This is a genomic window from Taklimakanibacter albus, assembly GCF_016595235.1.
GTDB classification, from domain to species: Bacteria; Pseudomonadota; Alphaproteobacteria; order Rhizobiales; family Aestuariivirgaceae; genus Taklimakanibacter; species Taklimakanibacter albus.
Genome location: NZ_JAENHL010000006.1, coordinates 285,323 through 305,257, shown reverse-complemented (window position 1 = coordinate 305,257; position 19,935 = coordinate 285,323). Strand labels below are relative to the sequence as shown.

Here is a 19,935-nt window from a genome sequence, read left to right as displayed (position 1 = left end):
AAACGTCAATCGACTTCGCCGCGCGGCTTGCCTCTAGTCCGCTCATGACCCTCCTCGACGATTATCTCGCGAAAACCACCCGTTCCGCCGCATTGGCGACCCAAGCCGCCCAGGTCTTTGTGGACGGCATCACCACCGACACGCGGTCCTTCGAGCCTTACGGCATCGCCATCACGCGGGGTGCCGGCACACGGAAATGGGATGTCGACGGCAATGAATATCGCGACTTCTTCGGCGGCCATGGCTCCTTGATGCTCGGCCACTGCCATCCAAAGGTCACCAGCGCCATCCAGAAGGCGGCGGCGCGCGGCGTGCAATTCGCCGCCAATACGCCTGAGGAGGTGACCTGGGCGGCAGCGATCAAGTCGCATGTCCCGTCGGCCGAGCGGGTGCGCTTCACCGGCAGCGGTACCGAGGCGACGCTTCTCGCCATCCGGATCGCGCGCGCCTTCACCGGCCGGGCCAAGATCCTCCGGGTGCGCAGCCACTATCATGGCTGGCATGATTTCGCCGTGTCGGGTTATGCGAGCCATCATGACGGCTCGCCTGCTCCCGGCATCCTGGCCGAGATCACGCGCAACACCATTCTCGTCGCGCCCAACGACGAGAGCGAAATCAGAGCGGCGATCCAGGCTCATGCAAACGAGCTGGCCGCGGTGATCCTCGAGCCGCTGGGCTCGCATTTCGGCATGGTCCCGACCCACAATGACTTCGTGATCGCTGCCGCCCAGGCCGCGCAGGCGCACAACGTGCCGTTGATCCTAGATGAAATCATCACCGGCTTCCGCCTGGGACTGGCCGGCTTCCAGGGACTGTCCGATCTCAAACCCGATCTCACCTGTCTCGCCAAGGTCGCCGCCGGTGGCCTGCCCGGCGGCGTCGTCTGCGGATCAGAGCAAATGATGTCGGTGCTGTCGCGCACCCAGGCGCAGAACAAGGTATTGCATCAGGGCACTTTCACCGGAAATCCGGTGACGGCTTCGGCGGCCGTCGCAACGATCGGCGAAATCGCAACGACCAACGCCTGTGCGATCGCGACAGCCAATGGGGCGAAGGCCCGGGCCCGCCTGGATGAGGCCTGCAGACGCGTGAATGTTCCCTGGCGTGTCTACGGGCAATATTCATCCTTCCATATCCTGCCTGACGCTCCCGACGGCGCGGATCTTTCCACCCTTCCCATGAGCCTCTATGCCGGACGCCCGGTGAAGCTCCTGCAATCGCTCCGCATGGCGATGATCCTCGAAAGCGTCGATATCGCCTCACGCGGCAGCGGCTTCCTCTCGGCGATCCACGACGAGGTCGATATCGAGGAACTGGGCCTCGCCATGGAACGTGCCTTGCTCAGACTGAAGGCTGAAAACATCGTCTGATCAGCGGCGGGCGCCGATCAGCGCCCCCACTGCCGCGGTCACCAAGACCAGCAACGGCAACACAACCGCCAGCAGCCCACCCGTTCCGACCAGGATGTCGAACCGCAACGCCGCAAGGCCGCCGATTATCGCGAGAACGAGGCCCGCGATCACCGGCAGAACCACCGTGGTCATCCGATTGCCGTCTTGCCGCCGCGAGAAGAAGAGCGCGATGGCAAAGGAGGTCACGGTCATCGCCGCGACGATCGCCAGCGTGCCGGTATTGATGAGCCAGGAGAACAGAGCCAGGATCGGATGCGCGCCGGCGAGGATGAAAGCCAGAAGCACCACGGCCCCGATGGCGCTCTGCAGCAGCGATCCGAGATGCGGGCTCTGATGCGCCGCATGCGTGCGGTAGAGCGCCTCCGGCAGCAGGCGATGGCGCGCCAGCACGAAAGCATAGCGGGCAACATTGTTATGGAAGGCGAGCAAGGACGCGAAGACGCTGGTGACGAACAGGACGCGCATCAGCCGCGTGAAGCTCGGCCCCAGATAGTCGTTGCCGAGCACGAAGAGGAAATCGGTCGGATCGTTCATGCCGCCCAGCACATTGCCGATATTGCCGAGCCCGCCGCCATTGATCATGCAGAGCGCGGTGAAGGCGTAAAAGACACCGATCAGCAGAACCGAGAGATAGGTGGCGCGCGGAATCGTGGTCTCGGGATTCTTTGCCTCCTCGCTGTAGATCGTCGTCGCCTCGAAGCCGACAAAGGTGCTGAAGGCGAAGAGCAGAGCGATCGCCAGCGAGCCGCCCATCACATATTCAGGGGCGAGCGGCGCCAGGGTGAAGGCGCCGGCCGGCCCGCCCTTGCCGACGATCACCAGATCGAGAAAGCCGACGACGATGAATTCGAGTAGTACCAGCACACCCAGCACCTTGGCCGAAACATCGATCTGGCGGTAGCCCAGCGCGCCGACCACCGGAAGAGCGATTACCGAATAAACCCACCACGGCAACGCCAGGCCGGTCTCGGCCGTCACCAGCATCTCGCAGGCGGCACCGAACAGGCCATAGATGCCGATCTGCAGCGCATTGTACCCGACAAAGGCGAGGTAAGCGGTGGCGCCGGCCGGCACGCGACCGGCAGCTCGCAAAGTGAAGCTGAAGAAGCCGCCGGCTTCCGGCACATGGCGCGCCATGGCGGTATAACCGACCGAGAAGACGATCAGGCAAAGCGCCGCCAGCACATAGGCGCCCGCCGCGCCCGCGCCATTGCCAAGCAACATGGCGAGTGAGCCGCTGCCGGCGATCGCCGCCATCGGGGCTGCCGCCGACGTCACCAGGAAAACGATGGCCGGGGTGCCGAGCGCGCCCGCCCGCAAGGATTGGGACGATGCCGGAATGGCTGTCGGATGTGTCATGTCTCTCTCCCCTTTCTTTAAGCGAGTTTGTCCCGCTTTTGGTTTGCTCAATTGTCCATGGCTGTTGCCGTGAAGGCGGCATCGAGCGCCGCCAGGATGATGTCACCCTCGGTCGCGCCTAAGGTCAGTGGCGGCGAGATCACGATGTAGTTGGCGGCCGGGCGCAGCACCGCGCCTGCCTGGCGCGCCAGATCCGCGATGCGCCGCGCCACCGCCGGCGACGCCGGCGCCTTGCTGGCGCGATCGGTGACGAGATCGAGACAGATCATCAAGCCCTTGCCGCGCACATCGCCAATGAGAGGAAAGCGGTCCTTGAAGGCCTGCAGCCGCGCGAGAAGACGCGCTCCTTCGCGCGCGGCATTGTCGGCCAGGGCCTCGCGTTCTGTAATGTCGATCACCGCCAAAGCGGCGGCGCAGCCCAAAGGATGGCCGGAATAGCTGTAGCCATGCATATGGGCGGCCGGCGTGTCGGCGCGCTCCCAGGCCTCGGCGATGCGCTGGTTGATGAGCGTCGCGCCCAGGGGCACGTAGCCTGAAGTCAAACCTTTCGCCAGGCACATGATATCGGGCCTGACGCCCCACAGCCGGCAGCCGAACCAGTCCCCGAGCCGGCCGAAGCCCGTGATGACCTCATCGGCGATCATCAGCACGCCATAATGATCGCAGACCTCGCGCGCGCGCCGCCAATAGCTCGCCGGCGGCACGATGTAGCCACCCGCTCCTTGCGCCGGCTCGGCGATGAAAGCAGCGACCGTGTCGGGTCCCTGATTGAGGATCTCGCGCTCGAGCAGTGTGGCGCAGATGGCGGCGAGCTCTTCCGGATCATCGGTGAACGGATTGCGATAGAGCCAGGGTGTCTCGACCTGATGGCAACCGGCCAGCAACGGCTCATAGGCCTCGCGGAAAGCGGCATTGCCGTTGAGCGATGTGCCGCCGAAATGAGTGCCGTGATAGGCATTGCGCAACGAAATGAATTTGGTGCGCGCCGCGGCTCCCTCGAGCTTCCAATATTGCCGGGCGACTTTCAGAGCCGTTTCGACGGCATCGGAGCCGCCGCTGCCGAACAAGACACGCGCCATGCCCTCAGGCGCCGTCAGCTCGAGCAGCCTTTCGGCGAGAGCGATCGACACCGGCGTCGCGGTTCCATCGAATGAGGGATAATAGGCGATCCGGTCGAACTGCTCGATCAGGGCGGCACGCACTTCCGGGCGACGATGGCCGACATTCACATTCAGAAGACCGCCCCGCCCGTCGACATAACGCCGGCCCGCCTGATCGGTGATCCACACACCCTCGCCTTCGGCAATGATCAGCGGACCATGACCGGCGAATTCGACCGGCGCCGTCATCGGATACCATTGCGGATGTGCTTGGCCTGCGGCTTTCAACATGAATTCATCCCTCGCCTGTGCCGCCACTATCGGGGAAGAGCACTCTGCCCTCCTTGCAGTTCATGCCAAAAAATTGATATTCTATGCCATGGCTTCCTTACCGATGATCCGCGCCAGCCTGATTTCCGCCGTCGTCACGGAGATGGCAAAAGCCGGCTGCGATCCCGCTCCGCTGCTGCGCCGCTATGGCTTTTCGGGCGCGACGCTGAGCAATCCCTATGCGCTGGTCGCTCTCCACCGCTTCGTCGGCTTTTGCGAGGATGCCGCCCTGCAGACCGGCGATGAAGCGCTGGGCCTCAAGGTCGGGCAGACGGTGTCGAGCGGCCAGCAAGGTCCGGCAGGTTTCATCTTCAGCGCCTCGAGGACGGTCGGCGAGGCGCTACGCCGATATGTGAGGCTGATGGCGGCCTGGCAGGATGCCGCCCATACCGGCGTCGTAGCCTTCGGCCCCGGCGCGCAGGCCTATATCTATCGCATCACCGACGAGCGCATCCGGGCGCGGCGCCAGGATGCCGAGCTCACGCTGAGCATCGTGTTTCAGCAGCTCAAATCGGTGCTCGGACGCGACTGGCGGCCGCTTGCCGTGCATTTCGAGCATCCGGCGCCTCACGATCTCAAGGCCTATCGCAAGATCTTCGGCAGTCTCCCCAGCTTTGGCGAGCCGATCAACCGCCTCGTCATCACCCAGAGCGATCTCGCTTCCAAGCTCACGCCTCAGGATCACAGCCTGTGGCCTTTCATCGAGCGTCATCTCGGCGATCTTTCCAAGGAGCGCCAAACGTATCTCTCCATCCGCGCCCAGGTCGACAATGCCATCGTCAACCGGATGGGGCTCGGAGATGTCGGGCTTCCCACCATCAGCGCCGATCTCGGCCTGTCGGTGCGTAGCCTGCAGCGGCGGCTCGATGAAGAAGGCGTCACCTTCACCGGCCTGCTGCGCGCGGCGCGCCGGCGCGTCGCCGAAGCGAGCCTGCGCAAGCCCAAGGCTCGCGTGAGCGACGTGGCTCAGGCGCTCGGTTATGCCGACAGCGCCGTGCTCACCCGCGCTTTCCGGCGCTGGACCGGCAAGACGCCACGGCGGTTCGCAAAGCCGCGGCCGTGACTTGCCTCCCTGGCAATGGCGTTTGTCGCAAAGATGTTTGACAGAGGCCGGCTCGTGCCCACAGTTGAGGATAGATTTCTCCGCAGCTTCTTTACGGTTATCCCATGACAGACTGGTCGAACCATTTTTCCCAGCACGCGCGACGCGCCATCCCCTCGGCGATCCGCTCTCTCTCGGAATTTCCGCGCGCCACGGATTCGATCCCCTTCGGCCCCGGCGAGCCTGATGCCTCGCTGTTTCCCGTAGCTCTCATGCGCGAGGCGCTCGATGCCATCCTGACAGACGAGACCTCCGCGCGCAGCGCCCTGCAATATGGGCCGAGCGAGGGCGATCCGATGCTGCGCCGTCTCGTCGCCGAACACATGAATAAACGCGGCGTCGCCTGTGCACCTGACAACATCCTGCTCACCAATGGCGCCCAGCAGGCGCTCAATCTCGCTTCGGAGGTGTTCGTCGACCCCGATGACACGGTGCTGGTGCAAGTGCCGACCTATCCAGGCGCCTTGCAAGTGTTCCTGGCGCATGGCGCACGCCTGGCCGATGTGACCAAGGCTGATGCCGCCACACGGCCGGCGCTCATCTATGCCATGGCGAATTTCCAGAATCCGACCGGCATTTCGCTTTCCGTCGAGCAGCGGCGTGAGCTCGTCACTTTGGCACACCGGCTGGATACGGTGCTGGTCGAGGATGATCCCTACGAAGTATTGCGCTTCGACGGCGACGCGTTGCCCTCCCTCCTCGCGCTCGACACCGAGACGCGCTCGATCGAGGAGGCGCACACACTTTACCTCGGCACCTTCTCCAAATCGGTTGCGCCCGGCTTGCGCGTCGGCTGGGCCGCGGGTCCTCGCGTCCTCATCGAAAAGATGGGCCTCCTCAAGCAGACCGAAGATCTGCAGCCGAACTCGCTCGCGCAAGCGGGCCTCGTCAGGCTGCTGGAGCACGGCCTCGAACCCTTCGCGGCGCGTGTCCAGGCCGCCTATCGGATCCGGCGCGATATCATGGCGGAAGCGCTGCGCCAGCATTTCGGCAATCGCGGCGCCTGGCGCGTACCGCAAGGCGGCTTCTTCTTCTGGCTGACGCTGCCTGAGCATATCGACACGGCGAAACTCCTGGAACACGCCGCCAAGCTCGGCGTCACCTATGTGCCGGGCGCCGCCTTCACGCCCGACCGCTCGGGTGCGAACACGCTGCGCCTGAGCTTCTCGGCCGCGGCGCCGGAACGGATCGCCGAAGGCGTCAGGCGTCTCGCCCGTGCCTTCGACGAATATGATCAGAACGGATAGAAACGCGGGCCGGACTGGATGGTGATCCAGCGGAGCTCGGTGAAGGCGTCGATGCCGGCACTGCCGCCGAAGCGGCCGAAGCCCGAGGCTTTGGTGCCGCCGAAGGGCATTTGCGGCTCGTCATGCACCGTCGGTCCGTTGATATGACAGATGCCGGTTTGCAATTGTCCCGCCACGCGAGTAGCTTCCGCGATATCCTCGGCAAAGACCGCCGCCGACAGGCCATAGCCTGTGTCATTGGCGATGCGGATACAGTCTTCGGTATCCTGCGCGTGAACGACCGTGGTCACCGGCCCAAAGCTTTCTTCCGCATAGATACGCATCGCGGGTGTCACTTGATCGACGATAGTCGCCGGCATGATGGTGCCCTGGCGAGCCCCCTTCGTGATGATGGCGGCTCCCTTTGCATGCGCGTCGGCGATCAGCTCATCGATACGCGCCGCCGCCGGCTCGCTCACCATGGCGCCGAGCTCGGCCTCGCCTAGCGCCGGATCCTTCGCCGTCAAAGCCAGAGTGCGCTTGGAGAATTTTTCGACAAAGGCTTGCGAGACCTTCGCATCGACCACGATACGCTCGGTCGACATGCAGATCTGACCCTGATTCATGAAGGCGCCGAAGATCGCCGCATCGACCGCCTTGTCGAGATCAGCGCTTTCGAGCACCACCAAAGGCGACTTGCCGCCGAGTTCGAGGAGCACGGGCTTGAGTTCAGCCGCAGCTTTCTGCGCGATGATGCGGCCGACCCTGGTCGAGCCGGTGAAGTTGATCCGCCGCACCGCCTGATGTTCGATAAGGCTTGCCACGACGGCCGGCGTGTCTTCAGCGGACGCGTGCAGCACATTGGCTTCGCCCTTGTCGAGACCGGCGGCGAGCAGACATTCGCCGATGAGATGATGCGTGGCCGGGCAGGTTTCCGAGGTCTTGAGGATCACCGTGTTGCCGCAGGCCAAAGGCATCGCCACGGCGCGCGCGCCGAGGATGATCGGCGCGTTCCACGGTGCGATGCCGAGGCAGACGCCCGCCGGCTGGCGCACCGACATGGCGATATTGCCGGGAACGTTGGTCGGAATGACCTCGCCCTTGATCTGGGTCACCATTGCCGCCGCCTCGCGGAACATGTTGGCGCCTTCGGCGACATTGTAGCTGGCCCAGCCGCGCGTCGCGCCGGTCTCGGCCATCATGCGCGCGACGAAGTCATCGTGCCGCGCCAGCATGATATCGGCCACCGCATTCAACCTGGCACGACGCTCGCCCGGCGCCAGCGCCGCCCAGGCCGGAAATGCCGCCTGTGCCGCCCGCGCCGCCGCCTCGGCGTCGGCGTGACCGGCCGACGCCGCGCGAGACACAGCCTCGCCGCTTACCGGATTGGCGCGCATAAAGCTGCGCCAACCTTCCGCGCCCATGCGCTTGCCGCCGATGATGAGATCTGGTTCGAACATGTTTTCCTCCCGTTAAAAGTCAGCCGGCGCGCAGCAAAGCCGCCTGAGGCAGCAAGGTCTCGATCCTGGTCAGTGGAGCCGCCGCCGCGACATAGCGGTCGGGCCTGAGCAGGAAGGCATGGTCGCGATAGGTCCGGAACGGCTTGGCGCTCGTAAACCGTGAGACATCGCGGAAGACAGGGAACGCGTCAGCAACCGGATTCATATATTCCGGCGTCAGGCCGATGATGCCGATGCCTTCTTTCTGGAGGGCGTGCAGATCAACGCTGGCGATCTCCTCCTCCGGCCGCTCGGCGAAGAGGATCAGCACCGGCCCCGGCCCCAGGACATCATCGAGCCGGTGGCGACGATGATTTTCGTCCTCGATGACCGGCTGCGGGAACAGGCGGCCAACCAGCGTCCGCTCCTGCGGATGTTCATCCGGCCACAGCAGTCCACGCTCGAAGCGCGGCTTCGGCTTGTATCGCATCTGCGCCACATAATCGCGTGCCGGCGGATAAAGTCCGAGCAGACGGAAACACATCCGGGTCAGCAAGGCCTTGGCGCCGGAGGACGGCATCATCACCCGTCCCATACGCAGGGCGAGGTTGATCATCTGTCCGGCATGGGGCTTGCGCTCAGCTTCATAGCTGTCGAGCAGATGCGCGGGCAAATCCTGGGAACGCGCCGCAGCGGCAAGCTTCCAGCCGAGATTATGCGCATCGCGCAAACCGCTATTCATGCCCTGGCCGGCAAAAGGCGGCGAAAGATGCGCCGCATCACCGGCAAGGAGGACACGGCCCTCCCGCCATTTCTCGGCCATGCGGGCATGGAACGTATAGACCCGTACCCGCCGAAAGACTGCATGCTCGTCAGGGCCCACCTCGCTCAGGAGCCGGCGCACGAAACTCTCCTCCGTCGCCATCTCCTCCTTTTCATGCTGATGCAGCATGAACTCATAACGCCGGATGCCGCGCGGCCCCGGCAGCGAGATGCAAGGCCGCGCCGGATTGCAGAAGACTTCCGTATGGCGGAAGCGGTTTTCCGTCTTGACCAGATCAACGATCAGCCAGCGCTCGGCGAAAGTCGAACCTTCCATCTCGACCGCGAGAGTGCGGCGCACGGCAGAGCGTCCCCCGTCGCAGCCGACCAGGTATTTGGCCGAAACACTGCGCCCGGACGAGAAGTCGGCCATGACCATGCTCTCGTTCTGGGAGAAGGACAGCCACTCCTCGCCAAAACGCTGCACGACATGGGGATAACGATCGAGCCCTTCGCGCAGGATCCTTTCGAGCACCGGCTGCTCGAAGGCATTGCGTTTGTCGAAGCCATATTCCTGCGACAAGGGATCGACGCTCGCGAAGATCCTGCGGCCTGGCGACATATAGCGCGACCCATAGGCGCGGGCGACGATATCCAGCACCGCCTTGTCGAGGCCGATCGCCTGCATGGTGCGCATCGATTCATCATCGATCGACACCGCACGCGGCTCGTCCACGGTCGAGGCATTGCGTTCGACCAGCAGCGTCCTTACCCCGAAGCCGCCGAGAAGATTGGCGAGCGTCAATCCCGTCGGCCCGGCGCCGACGATCAGCACATCGGTTTCGAGCCCTTCCATCAGATGCGGGCTTCGTTCTCGATGCGGTTGACGAGACGGCCGATGCCGCCGATCTCGACTTCGATCACATCCCCGGCCTTGAGATAGCTTGGCGGTTCGCGGCGATCGCCGACGCCTCCCGGCGTACCGGTCAGGATCACGTCACCAGGGCTGAGAGGCGTGAAGGCCGAGCAATAGGCGATGAGGCGCGGGATGGGGAAGATGAGGTCGGCCAGCGTGGCGCTCTGTACCGTCTCGCCATTGACCCGCGTCGCGATCGGCAGTCGCGTGTAATCGGCCACCTCGTCGGCGCTGACCAAAGCAGGTCCAAAGGCGCCGGTCGAGGGGAAGTTCTTGCCCGGCGTGAATTGATGCGTATGGCGCTGCCAGTCGCGCACCGTCGCGTCATTGTAGCAGGCATAACCCGCCACATGCGCCATGGCGTCTTTCTCGGCGATGTTGCGGCCTCCCCTGCCGATGACCACGGCGAGTTCGCCTTCGTAATCGAGGGCATTGGAGACGTCCGGCTTCACGATGGCCTCGCCATGCGCGATCTGTGTGTCGGCGAAACGGGTGAAGACCGAGGGATACTGCGCGACAGCACGCCCGGTCTCATGACGATGCGTCTCATAATTGAGGCCGATGCAGAGGATCTTGGCCGGGTCCGGAATGACCGGTAGAAGCGTCACGTCGCTGAGCGCGAGCTCGGCCGGACGATCCTTGGCGAAGGAACGGATCTCGCGCAGAAGGTCGCCCGCAATCGCCTGTTTGAGGGTGGCGACGGTGCGATCGAGACGTCCGGCGAGAGCGATCACGCCGCCCTCCGTCAGCGCGCCGAAGCCCGCCTGCCCCAATCTTGTGTAGCTGATCAATCTCATAGTCTTGTCCTCGATAGATTTCCGTCCACGCGCAGCTCCAATCAGGAGCGCATGATCGCCTTGCCCCAGAGATTCAACGTGCGCGGCTCCTGCGGCCAGTCCTTCACCGGCCGGTCGTGCACGACCTCGAGCTCGGCCGAGACCTCGATCCAGTTGCCGTCCGGATCCTCGATGAAGATGAAGAGATTGTTGCCCGGTCCGTGGCGTCCCGGTCCCCACATCAGGGGAATGCGCCGTGCGGCGAAGCGATCACACCAGTCGCGGATGACATTCCAATCGCCTGCCTCGTAGCTGTGATGGTCGACGCCCTGGCGATTGGATTTGAAGCAGGCGAGTGTGTGATGCTCGTGATTGGAGCGCACGAAACACGTGGCGAGCTTGCCATCCTTGTGCACGACCCTGTCGGAGAGCGCGAAACCGAGCTTGCCATGGAAGAAGTCCTGAAAGGCCTCGACATCGAAGGTCGCAAAAGTGAGATGCTGGGTCGGCCCCTTCAGCCCCGCCTGCGCCGTCTCGGGCTTCGCCAGACCGAAGCAGATGACATGACCATCGGGCGATTGCACCGCGAAGGCGTCGTCCTCGAAATAGGGTGACGGGCTTGCCAGGATCACGAGGCCTTCGGCTTCGGCCCGCGCCCGGAGCTCGGCAAGCCCCTCGGCGTCGCGACAGGCGAGACCTGCATAGCCAAGCTTCCGGCCCTCTCCCTTCTTGGCCACGAAGCGGCGGGCGGGACCGCTGCAGCGCCATTCCTCAGGTCCAACCTGCTCGACGGTCATATCCATCGCATCGGCATAGAACTCGGCCAGCGCGCGCGGATCAGCACTCTCGAAGGCGACATGATGCAAATAAGCTCCTGCCCGGACGGCGGTCAGCGACATCTCAACTCCTTAGAATTCGGATAATTGGAACTTTTAACTTGCTTAAATTATCAATATTTGAGATTTTTGTAACTACAAATTTTGGCAACCGCCCTTCTCAAATCGTCATGCGCCATTCCGGGAGGATTCTGATGCGACGTGAAATGCTGGATGATCAATTGACACCGCGCACCCTGCGGCTGATCGCGGCCATCGGCCGGCACGGCCATCTCACGCGTGCTGCCGAAGAAGTGCATATCGTGCCGTCGGCCGCGAGCCGACGTATCCGCAAGCTCGAAGATGTACTCGGCGCCGAAGTCCTGAACCGCCAGGCCAATGGCCTCACACTGACACCTGTCGGGCTCGCCATTGCGAGCCATGCCGCCGCCCGGGCCGAGGGTCTCGATCTTCTCAAATCCGATATCGACAGGTTGAAAGGCGGCGCTGTGGTCGATCTCCGGCTCGCGGTCTCGGGGCCCGTACTGTTCGGCGAGTTGCCGGAGCAACTGCGCGGCTATCTCGCAAGCAACCCCCATGTCCATCTCTCGGTCGTCGAGCAGACGAGCCCCGCTATCGCGCAAAGTCTGCTCGAAGGCCAGGCCGATGTCGGCATCGTGCTGGGGGCTCTCGATTATCCTAGCCTGCAATTGTCGCTCTACCGTTCCGACCGGCTCGCCGCGGTGGTCCCGCGCGATCACCGCCTCGGTCAGAGGCTCGAGGTTCACCTTGACGATCTCGCCGACGAGTTGCTCATCATGCCCCGCGCCTCGATGATTGCCGACCTTATCGCCGTCATGGCGCAGCGGACCGGCGTGCATCTGCGCCAAGGCATCGATGTCAACGACTTCGCCTCGACCTGCCGCGTCGTCGAAGGCGGGCTCGGCATCACGGTGATGCCGGCCGGGACTTCGGCGGCGGAGATCGCCAAGCGCGGCCTCGCTTCGATCCCGCTCGACCACGACTGGGCGCGTTGCGATATCTTCCTCGCGACGAAGAACGGCGCCGAGACGCAGTCGGCCTTGTCGGGACTGAAGCACGCGTTGTTGCATTGATAACAAGCCCGTTTGCTCAAAAACCACTCGACGACGCGCGCCCCCCGGAGTTTTCCTCCCCTTTCGTGAAGCGGGAGGATGAATGCGATCGACAGTACGAACAGCCACGCTGGCGCTCCTGCGCGAGCTTGGCGTCACAATGGTTTTCGGCAATCCGGGTTCGACCGAACTGGCGTTTCTCGCCGACTGGCCATCCGACTTCCGTTATGTGCTGGGCTTGCAGGAATCGGTCGTCGTCGGCATGGCCGACGGCTATGCGCAGGCGACCGGTCGCGCCGCATTCGTCAATCTTCATTCGGCGGCCGGCGTCGGCCATGCGCTGGGCGCCATCTTCACGGCCTATAAGAACCAGACGCCGCTCGTCATCACCGCCGGCCAGCAGGCGCGCTCCCTGCTCGCTCTGCAACCCTTTCTCGGCGCCGAGCATGCCGCGGAGTTTCCCAAGCCGCATGTGAAATGGGCGATCGAGCCGGCGCGTGCCGAGGATGTGCCGCTCGCCATCGCGCAAGCCTGGCAGATCGCCATGCAAGCCCCATGCGGTCCTACTTTCGTCTCGATCCCTTCCGATGACTGGGACAAGCCCGCCGAACCTGTCGTGCTCAGGCCGAAGAGCCGCCTCCTGGCGCCCGATCCTGAGGGCCTCGCCCAGATCGCTCGCGCACTCGAAGCGTCACGCCGGCCGGCCATTGTTTTCGGGCCTGGCGTCGGCCGCGAGAACATGCAGGATGAAGTGACGGTCCTCGTCGAGCAACTCGACGCCGACGTCTGGGCGGCGCCGATGATCAGCCGCGACGGCGTCGCGCAAGATCACCCACGCTTCGCCGGCTTCCTTCCCGCCGCCTCGGGGCCGCTCGCCAAATCTTTGGAGCGCTATGATTGCATCCTGATGCTCGGTGGGCCGGCCTTCCTGCTGCATGTTCCCGATGGGCTGGCGGTCCTGGCGCAGCTGCCTCCGCTTTTCCAGATCACCGATGATCCCAGATCCGCTGTCGCTTCGCCGCGCGCCACGTCGCTTATCGCGTCCTTGCGGCTCGCGGTACCGGCCCTGGCGCGCCTCATCACACACCGGCCCGCCACGGCATCGAAGGCCCGTGATCCGATCTCCGCGCCGCCGGCCGGCATATCGCTCACTCCCGAACTTGCGGTTCATATCCTTGCGGGCCTCGCGCCACAGGATGCGGTCTTTGTCGAGGAAGCCCCATCGCATAAGACGGCGATCCAACGTTTTCTGCCCATCGGCAAGGAACAAGGCTTCCATGCGATGGCGAGCGGCGGGCTGGGCTTCGGCCTGGCCGCCGCGGCAGGCCTCGCACTCGGCCGTCCACGGCGCCGGGTGGTGGCATTCATCGGCGACGGCTCCGCAATGTATTCGATCCAGAGCCTGTGGAGCGCGGCACGAGAGAAGCTCCCCGTCACCTATGTCATCCTCAACAATCGCGGCTATGGCGCCATGCGCGCTTTCAGCCGGATGATGCAGATCAGCGATATTCCCGGCATCGATGTGGAGGGCATCGACTTCGTCGCCCTGGCGCGCGCTCTCGGCTGTCCCGCCGCTTTGGCGGAAACCGCCGAAGAACTCGACCGAGCCTTTCGTCAGTCACTCGCTAGCGAAGGGCCGATGCTGATCGAGGTGAATGTCGGCAGCGAGATCGCCGCACTTTTCTGATTTAAGACATGCCGACTGACAACGCTGCGAACGCTGCGAGATAGAGCCCAAGCCCGAACACCGTATGCGTGAGCAGGCTACGGAACCTGGCGATCATCGGCTTCGGTGTCTTGGCGGCGGCAATGCCCAGGCCGAGGCCCGGCTGCATGAGGAAGAACGGCGCTGCCATCGTCGCCCAGCCGACAAGAAGGGCCGGAAGCAAAGTCGGCTGACGGGCCCAATCGAGCCCCCAGATGGCCAGCAGGATGCCGGCGAAGACAATGCCGATCGCATAATGCACGATCCAGCCGATCGCGATCTCGCCCGTGATGGGTGTCGCCCTGCCAATCCCGTCATGAACGAACCGGCCCGCCGGCATATGGCCGATCCAGCGGCCAACCAGTCCCCAATTCATGGAAGGAATACCGAGAAGCCTCTTCACGCCGAGCGCCCAGAGGTCGATCAGAACCGTCGCGCCAGTACCAATAACAAGCGAATAAGCAGTAAATTCAAAGGCTTCATTCATGATATCCATTTCATTCAATTACTTTATTGAATGATTGAAGCAGATCGGTTAGGCTTCTGTCAATGAGCGAAGCATCGTCCCTTCCCTTCTTTGCTGAACTGGCCGAACTGGCACGCAGCCTCGGTCATACGCATCGCCTGCAGCTGCTCGATCTCATCGCGCAAAACGAGCATTCGGTGGAGCGGCTTGCCGAACTCGCCGGCCTTTCCCTGGCCAATGCCTCGCAGCACCTCCAGCATCTCAAACGCGCCGGCTTCGTCACGACTCGGCGGGACGGTAAGCGCATTTTCTATCGGCTGAGCGATGGCCCGATTGCCCCGCTTCTCGCCGCTCTCAAGGCACAGGCCGAGTTCAACCACAAGCAGCTCGCCACCTTCATCGCCGACAGCCGCTCGCGGCCCGACCGGCTCGAGGCGATCGACGCCGAGGAGCTTCTGCGCCGGATGCGCGAAGACAGCGTCACCTTGCTCGATGTGCGCGCCGAAACAGAATATGCGGTCGGCCATGTGCCGGGCGCGGTCAACATCCCGCTTCCAGAACTCGCGCGCCGGCTCGCTGAGCTGCGCAAAGATCAGGAAGTGATTGCCTATTGCCGCGGCTCGCATTGCGCGCTTTCCGCCGAGGCGGTCCGGGCCTTATCCGCCCTGGGGTACAAGGCCCGGCATTTCGACAGTGGATTGCCCGGCTGGCAGGCCTTGGGCCTCGCAATTTCCTCGCTTCAATCCTCGGGCAGCAAAGCCGGGTTGTAGACGATCTCCCAAAGGTGATCGTCGGGATCCTGGAAATAGCCGGCATAGCCGCCCCAGAAAGTCTTCTGCGCCGGCTTGACGAGACGCGCCCCGGCGGCGAGCGCCTGGCGCATCACCTGATCGACCTCGCTCCCGCTTCTTACATTGTGACCGATGGTGAATTCCGTCGGGCTGCGCGGCGTCTCCTTGATGCCCGCATCATGGGCTATGTCGCGGCGGGGGAAGATCGCGAATTTCAAACCCTGTGCGAGGTCGAAGAAGGCGACCTCGCCATGCTCGAATTCCTGGCCGATGATCCCTTCGGTCGGCAGACCCAAGCCATCGCGATAGAAACGCAATGCGGCTTCGAGATCATCGACACCGACCGTCAGGACACTGATTCTGGGTTTCATGATGTGAACTCCTTTGATATCGCGCCATTCTGGCCCGACCTCGCCCGGCATTTCTTGAATATTCCGGCCAATGCTACACTGCCCTCATGATTGCGCATAAACCGATGGAGGCAGCGCCCGCCGCTGCGGTTGGCGAGTTCCATGAGCGGCCGGTCGCTCCTGCATTGCGCACTGTTTTTGCCGCGGTGTGGAGCCATCGCATGCCCGAGGCCGCGGCGCCGCCGGTCATCGTAACACCCGACGGCACGATCGACCTGCAATGGATCGGTGGCGCCCTGCGTATTGCCGGTCCCGACAAGGAACCGCAAACCGAGATCATTCCGGCGGGAACCGAAATCATCGGATTCCGCTTTCACCCCGGTGCCGCCCATGCCTGGCTGGGCCTGCCGGTGTCGGAGATCACCAGCCGGCGGGTGGCGCTCGAAGATCTGTGGGGTGTGCGGGCCCGTCGTCTGGCGAAGAGCATCCGCGATGCCGCAGATATTGAGCGCGCCTTGCTTGCGGATCGAGTTGAGCATCCCTCTGGCGATATGGTCATGCACGCCGCCTTCACCTTGATCATGCAAGGCGCGCCGGCAGGTGTGGCGCTCATCCCCTGGCTTGCCCGCGCACTGCAGATGAGCGAGCGGAGCCTCAGGCGCCGCTTCGATGAGAATTTCGGCTATGGCCCGAAGACTCTGGACCGCATCCTGCGCTATCAGCGCTTTCTGAGCCTGCGCCGTACCTCACCAAAGGTGCCCACCGCCCTTCTCGCGCTCGATGCCGGCTACTCCGACCAGGCGCATCTGGTGCGCGAAAGTCGCCGTCTCACCGGGCTGACGCCGGCTGCGAAAGCCCCTTATCCAGCTCGCTGAATTGGATGCGGCTATGGCATCGCGTAGGGCAAGCAGGTAAGTGTACAAAATTGACAGGATTGCGGTTGAATCACCTCATTACGATGCTCGTTGCTTCAGGAAAAGACATTCTCACACCGCAGGCGCTGGCGCAGTTGCGTGCCCATCCGCGTTTCGGAGAAGCGCTCAGGGCCTCAGCCGAAGGATTGATCGCCCTCCATCGCCGCAACCGGGTGATGAGCTGGTTCCTCAGCGACCGGCCGCTGGCGCTCATCGGCCATGCGGTGATCTATCTTCATCTCGAGGGACGCGCCGATGATCCCTTGTCCGGTTTGACCCCGAGCCGGTTCCGCAACTTCTGCCGGACCAACGGCCTGTGCAGCCCCGGCCGGGCCAGTGCGATCCTGGCTTTCATGCGCCTGACCGGACACATCGAATCGGTTCCGCATCCAGGCGACCGCCGCGTCACCCAGTTGCGCCCGAGCGAGAAGCTGATGGACATCGCGCGCACGCGCCTGGCACGCCAATTCCCGGTCATAACCTTGCTTCGCCCCGACATCGCGCCGGCCGTCCACGCGCTGGGCGATCCGGATTTCGAGGCGGCGCTGTTCCGGGCGCTCGGCACCTGGTTCATATCCGGCAGCCGCATTCTCGATCACGCACCGAGCTTGCATCTCTTTGCCGGTCGCGACGCCGGCATGCTGATCCTCTACAGCCTGATGCTTGCAGGCGGCTCCGACGGCCAACCGGTTTCTCTCGCGCCTCTGCCGGTCTCGATCTCGGCTCTGGCCAAGCAATTTCAGGTTTCGCGTACCCATGTCCTGCGGCTGCTCCGCGATGCCGAAGCGGCAGGTCTCCTTACCCGCGAAGCCGATATGATCAGCCTGAGCGCCGGCCTCGCCGACGACCTGCAGAACATGCAAGCGGGCTTGTTCCATCTGCTCGCCACATGCGCGGCGGAAGCGCTCGCTGCCCTGCCCGACCGCGCGATGCCGGACCGGATCGCGGTATAGAGAGAGCGCAAACTGGCCTGAGGCATAGATGCGCAAGTGGACAGCCAGCCGCGTCCGCGGCCATGCTATGGTCGGTACGACACTAGTGCCCCGAATCCGAAGTTCGCCACTGACAGCGGCACCTTCCGAGCGAACTTCGGATTCGGAAGGGCACTAGAAAACTTGATGACTCTAGTGTGCTTTTGAACGCGAAGTTCCTGTCGGTGCAAGCCGCCTGATATCAGGAACTTCGCGTTCAGCACACTAGCCGGAAAGCCAGATGATCGCCATCGAGACGATAAAAACGACCTGCCCCAGAGACTGCTACGATGCCTGTGGGATGATCGTGAACAAGCGCAATGGCGTCATCGCCAATGTACTGGGCGATCCCGACCATCACATCACGCGCGGCGCGCTCTGTGGCAAATGCGCCATTGCCTATAATGGCGCCTGGCGCGATCCAGCGCTGAGGCTTTCGACACCCTTGCGGCGCGTTGGCGTCAAGGGCAGTGGTGAATTCGCGCCGATCTCGTGGGATGACGCGCTGAGCGAAATCGCCGTCCATCTCAACCAGCTCCTGGCCCAGGGCCAAGCTCGCAGCATCATCCATACGCATTATACCGGCACGGTAGCTCTTCTCGCCGGCGCTTTTCCAAGCCGCTTCTTCAACCGGATCGGCGCCACCGAGGTTGATCCCGATACCGTCTGCAACAAGGCCGGCCATGCGGCGCTGGAGCTGGTTTTCGGCAATTCGCTCGACGGTTTCGATCCGCGCAGCGCCAGCCGCTCATGCGCGCTCCTGATCTGGGGCGCCAATCCGTCGCATTCGGCGCCGCATCAGGACAAATTCTGGCTGAAAGAAGCGCGCGCCCACGGCGCCAAGCTCATCGTCGTGGACCCGATCGGTCACGACACCGCATTGGCCGCCGACCTCCATCTCAAGCTCCGGCCCGGCAGCGACGCGGCGCTCGCTTTCGCGCTGCTCAATGTGCTCGACGCCAGAGGCCTCGTCGACCATGCTTTCCTCGCCAAACACACGGTCGGCTGGGAAGAGATGATGCCGGCCATCCGGGCGATGACGCCGGCGCGTGGCGAAGAGCTATGCGGCGTGCCGGCCCGGCTCATCGAAGAAGCGGCCCTCCTCTATGGCCGTGGACCGTCACTCCTATGGCTCGGCCAGGGCGCCCAGCGGCAGCCGCAGGGCGGCAATGTGTTCCGGGCGGTTTCCGCCCTCGTCGCCTTCACCGGCAATCTTGGCAAGGAAGGTGCCGGCTTCTGCTATATGAACGGCGGCACGGCGCGCGGTATCGACATGGCGATGGTGACCGAGCCGTCGCTTGCCCGCGACGGCGTCGGGTCGTTCAGCCATATGGATCTCGCCGCCACGCTCGAAGACACGGAGCGCGCCCGCGCCTTCATCAACTGGAACAACAATCCGGCCGCCTCCTCGCCCGAGCAAGGGCGTCTGCGCCGGGCACTCCAGCGCGACGATCTTTTCCACGTCGCCATCGACCTCTTCCATACCGACACGACGCGTTATGCCGATATCGTATTGCCGGCGGCGAGCTTCCTCGAATTCGACGACCTGGTGCTGCCCTATTTCGATCTCACCCTGTCGGCGCAAGTGAAGGCCGGCGAGCCGCCGGGCGAAGCGCTCTCCAATCAGGAAATATTCCGCCGCCTCGCCGCGGCGATGGGGTTCAATGAGCCCGCGCTCTTCGAGACCGACGCGGCGTTGATCGCCCGACTCCTCGCCACGACGCCTTATCGCGGCTCCTTCGCCGATCTCGCCGAGGCCGGCACCGTCGCCTTGTTCCCGGAACCCCGCATTCAATTCGCCGACCTCACCTTCGCCACACCATCCGGCAAGATCGAGCTCGCCAGCGCGCGGGCGGAAGCGCAAGGCCTGCCGCGCATGGCCCTGCCCGAGGCCGATGCGCCACCCGCGCCCGGTCACTTACGCATCCTCTCGCCCGCCTCGCTGTGGCTGATGAATTCGAGCTACGGCAATGACAAGGTGATCCGTCGCAGGCTTGGGCCGCCGACGGTCATGCTGCATCCCGAGGACGCGGCGGCAAACGGCTTCGCCGAAGGCGACCAGATATTGCTCGCCAATGAAACCGGACAGCTCTCTCTCACAGTCGCCTTGTCGGACGCGGCTCAACCGGGCGTCGGCATCGTCCACAAGGGCCGCTGGCCGGGCACGTCGCCCGACGATGTCAATGTCAATGCACTGGTCTCGGCGCGCAAGAGCGACATGGCCGAAAGCACGGCCGTCCATGGTACGGAGGTGCGACTGCTCCATCCAGGGCGCGCCTGAATCTTAACAAGATATTGAAAATATTATGTTTTTTCTGCTTTTCGATATTCTTATAATTTATCGTTTGCGTTGTGCCTTTCCGCACATTTTGCGACATTGCCTCGGCGTTACAGTTGTGCCCGTGAA

At 63.7% G+C, this 19,935-nt stretch carries 17 protein-coding genes; 9 read left to right on the top strand and 8 right to left on the bottom strand.

What is annotated here, in order from left to right:
* Positions 1 to 44 precede the first annotated feature (44 nt).
* The gene (locus JHL16_RS06100) at positions 45 to 1,370 is read left to right on the top strand and encodes an aspartate aminotransferase family protein (protein WP_200183992.1); all 1,326 of its coding nucleotides are present in this window, start codon (positions 45 to 47) and stop codon (positions 1,368 to 1,370) included.
* Here the strand turns inward: JHL16_RS06100 and JHL16_RS06095 are convergent, their stop codons facing one another.
* Together JHL16_RS06095 and JHL16_RS06090 are read right to left on the bottom strand one after the other, a co-directional pair.
* Positions 1,371 to 2,771: an APC family permease gene (locus JHL16_RS06095; protein ID WP_200183991.1), complete on the bottom strand. Its 1,401-nt coding sequence runs from the start codon at positions 2,769 to 2,771 to the stop codon at positions 1,371 to 1,373.
* Positions 2,772 to 2,818: 47 nt separating this feature from the next.
* Complete coding sequence (locus JHL16_RS06090; protein WP_200183990.1) at positions 2,819 to 4,162, bottom strand: aminotransferase class III-fold pyridoxal phosphate-dependent enzyme; 1,344 nt, start codon at positions 4,160 to 4,162, stop codon at positions 2,819 to 2,821.
* Between the two features lie 88 nt (positions 4,163 to 4,250).
* Between JHL16_RS06090 and JHL16_RS06085 the strand changes: the two genes are divergently transcribed.
* Entirely contained in the window at positions 4,251 to 5,264 is a 1,014-nt protein-coding gene (locus JHL16_RS06085) for an AraC family transcriptional regulator (protein ID WP_200183989.1), read from the top strand.
* A 104-nt stretch (positions 5,265 to 5,368) separates the two neighbouring features.
* The gene (locus JHL16_RS06080; RefSeq protein WP_200183988.1) at positions 5,369 to 6,550 is read left to right on the top strand and encodes an aminotransferase-like domain-containing protein; all 1,182 of its coding nucleotides are present in this window, start codon (positions 5,369 to 5,371) and stop codon (positions 6,548 to 6,550) included.
* On the opposite strand, the gene JHL16_RS06075 is transcribed toward JHL16_RS06080, so the two are convergent.
* The 4 genes from JHL16_RS06075 to JHL16_RS06060 are packed head-to-tail and all read right to left on the bottom strand — an operon-like array spanning position 6,538 to position 11,321.
* Entirely contained in the window at positions 6,538 to 7,989 is a 1,452-nt protein-coding gene (locus JHL16_RS06075) for an aldehyde dehydrogenase (RefSeq protein WP_200183987.1), read from the bottom strand. The two genes, JHL16_RS06080 and JHL16_RS06075, sit on opposite strands and share 13 nt — an antisense overlap.
* Positions 7,990 to 8,008: 19 nt before the next feature.
* Complete coding sequence (locus JHL16_RS06070; protein ID WP_200183986.1) at positions 8,009 to 9,586, bottom strand: bifunctional 3-(3-hydroxy-phenyl)propionate/3-hydroxycinnamic acid hydroxylase; 1,578 nt, start codon at positions 9,584 to 9,586, stop codon at positions 8,009 to 8,011.
* Positions 9,586 to 10,443 (bottom strand): fumarylacetoacetate hydrolase family protein, encoded by an 858-nt coding sequence (locus JHL16_RS06065; RefSeq protein ID WP_200183985.1) that lies wholly within the window; start codon positions 10,441 to 10,443, stop codon positions 9,586 to 9,588. Before JHL16_RS06065 ends, JHL16_RS06070 begins: the two co-directional genes overlap by 1 nt.
* Before the next feature lie 41 nt (positions 10,444 to 10,484).
* Positions 10,485 to 11,321 (bottom strand): VOC family protein, encoded by an 837-nt coding sequence (locus JHL16_RS06060; RefSeq protein ID WP_200183984.1) that lies wholly within the window; start codon positions 11,319 to 11,321, stop codon positions 10,485 to 10,487.
* A 131-nt stretch (positions 11,322 to 11,452) separates the two neighbouring features.
* On the opposite strand from JHL16_RS06060, the gene JHL16_RS06055 reads away from it, so the two are divergent.
* Together JHL16_RS06055 and mdlC are read left to right on the top strand one after the other, a co-directional pair.
* A complete protein-coding gene (locus JHL16_RS06055; RefSeq protein ID WP_200183983.1) occupies positions 11,453 to 12,352 on the top strand; it encodes a LysR family transcriptional regulator in 900 nt (299 codons plus the stop codon).
* Positions 12,353 to 12,434: 82 nt separating this feature from the next.
* A complete protein-coding gene (mdlC, locus tag JHL16_RS06050; protein WP_200183982.1) occupies positions 12,435 to 14,018 on the top strand; it encodes a benzoylformate decarboxylase in 1,584 nt (527 codons plus the stop codon).
* A gap of 1 nt (position 14,019) precedes the next feature.
* Here the strand turns inward: mdlC and JHL16_RS06045 are convergent, their stop codons facing one another.
* Positions 14,020 to 14,523 carry a DUF2938 domain-containing protein gene (locus tag JHL16_RS06045; protein ID WP_200183981.1) on the bottom strand — a complete coding sequence of 168 codons (504 nt, stop codon included), beginning with the start codon at positions 14,521 to 14,523 and terminating at the stop codon, positions 14,020 to 14,022.
* 62 nt (positions 14,524 to 14,585) lie between these two features.
* Between JHL16_RS06045 and JHL16_RS06040 the strand changes: the two genes are divergently transcribed.
* Positions 14,586 to 15,272, top strand: coding sequence for an ArsR/SmtB family transcription factor (locus JHL16_RS06040; protein ID WP_200183980.1), 687 nt, complete (start codon positions 14,586 to 14,588; stop codon positions 15,270 to 15,272).
* Here JHL16_RS06040 and JHL16_RS06035 read toward each other — a convergent pair.
* On the bottom strand, positions 15,242 to 15,664 hold the full coding sequence (locus JHL16_RS06035) for a VOC family protein (protein WP_200183979.1): 423 nt from the start codon (positions 15,662 to 15,664) through the stop codon (positions 15,242 to 15,244). The genes JHL16_RS06040 and JHL16_RS06035 overlap by 31 nt on opposite strands.
* An 86-nt stretch (positions 15,665 to 15,750) precedes the next feature.
* Here JHL16_RS06035 and JHL16_RS06030 point away from each other — a divergent pair, with 86 nt between their 5' ends.
* From JHL16_RS06030 to JHL16_RS06020, 3 genes are all read left to right on the top strand, one after another.
* Positions 15,751 to 16,518 (top strand): AraC family transcriptional regulator, encoded by a 768-nt coding sequence (locus tag JHL16_RS06030; RefSeq protein WP_348647176.1) that lies wholly within the window; start codon positions 15,751 to 15,753, stop codon positions 16,516 to 16,518.
* Positions 16,519 to 16,583: 65 nt separating this feature from the next.
* Positions 16,584 to 17,510, top strand: a complete 927-nt coding sequence (locus JHL16_RS06025) for a hypothetical protein (protein ID WP_200183977.1) — start codon at positions 16,584 to 16,586, stop codon at positions 17,508 to 17,510.
* A gap of 259 nt (positions 17,511 to 17,769) precedes the next feature.
* Positions 17,770 to 19,809, top strand: coding sequence for a molybdopterin-containing oxidoreductase family protein (locus JHL16_RS06020; protein WP_200183976.1), 2,040 nt, complete (start codon positions 17,770 to 17,772; stop codon positions 19,807 to 19,809).
* Positions 19,810 to 19,935 lie beyond the last annotated feature (126 nt).

Bases quoted from the DNA above. Each gene is read 5' to 3' on its own strand.
- JHL16_RS06100 (WP_200183992.1), top strand. From the start codon at position 45: ATGACCCTCCTCGACGATTATCTCGCGAAAACCACCCGTTCCGCCGCA.
- JHL16_RS06095 (WP_200183991.1), bottom strand. From the start codon at position 2,771: ATGACACATCCGACAGCCATTCCGGCATCGTCCCAATCCTTGCGGGCG.
- JHL16_RS06090 (WP_200183990.1), bottom strand. From the start codon at position 4,162: ATGTTGAAAGCCGCAGGCCAAGCACATCCGCAATGGTATCCGATGACG.
- JHL16_RS06085 (WP_200183989.1), top strand. From the start codon at position 4,251: ATGGCTTCCTTACCGATGATCCGCGCCAGCCTGATTTCCGCCGTCGTC.
- JHL16_RS06080 (WP_200183988.1), top strand. From the start codon at position 5,369: ATGACAGACTGGTCGAACCATTTTTCCCAGCACGCGCGACGCGCCATC.
- JHL16_RS06075 (WP_200183987.1), bottom strand. From the start codon at position 7,989: ATGTTCGAACCAGATCTCATCATCGGCGGCAAGCGCATGGGCGCGGAA.
- JHL16_RS06070 (WP_200183986.1), bottom strand. From the start codon at position 9,586: ATGGAAGGGCTCGAAACCGATGTGCTGATCGTCGGCGCCGGGCCGACG.
- JHL16_RS06065 (WP_200183985.1), bottom strand. From the start codon at position 10,443: ATGAGATTGATCAGCTACACAAGATTGGGGCAGGCGGGCTTCGGCGCG.
- JHL16_RS06060 (WP_200183984.1), bottom strand. From the start codon at position 11,321: ATGTCGCTGACCGCCGTCCGGGCAGGAGCTTATTTGCATCATGTCGCC.
- JHL16_RS06055 (WP_200183983.1), top strand. From the start codon at position 11,453: ATGCGACGTGAAATGCTGGATGATCAATTGACACCGCGCACCCTGCGG.
- mdlC (WP_200183982.1), top strand. From the start codon at position 12,435: ATGCGATCGACAGTACGAACAGCCACGCTGGCGCTCCTGCGCGAGCTT.
- JHL16_RS06045 (WP_200183981.1), bottom strand. From the start codon at position 14,523: ATGAATGAAGCCTTTGAATTTACTGCTTATTCGCTTGTTATTGGTACT.
- JHL16_RS06040 (WP_200183980.1), top strand. From the start codon at position 14,586: ATGAGCGAAGCATCGTCCCTTCCCTTCTTTGCTGAACTGGCCGAACTG.
- JHL16_RS06035 (WP_200183979.1), bottom strand. From the start codon at position 15,664: ATGAAACCCAGAATCAGTGTCCTGACGGTCGGTGTCGATGATCTCGAA.
- JHL16_RS06030 (WP_348647176.1), top strand. From the start codon at position 15,751: ATGATTGCGCATAAACCGATGGAGGCAGCGCCCGCCGCTGCGGTTGGC.
- JHL16_RS06020 (WP_200183976.1), top strand. From the start codon at position 17,770: ATGATCGCCATCGAGACGATAAAAACGACCTGCCCCAGAGACTGCTAC.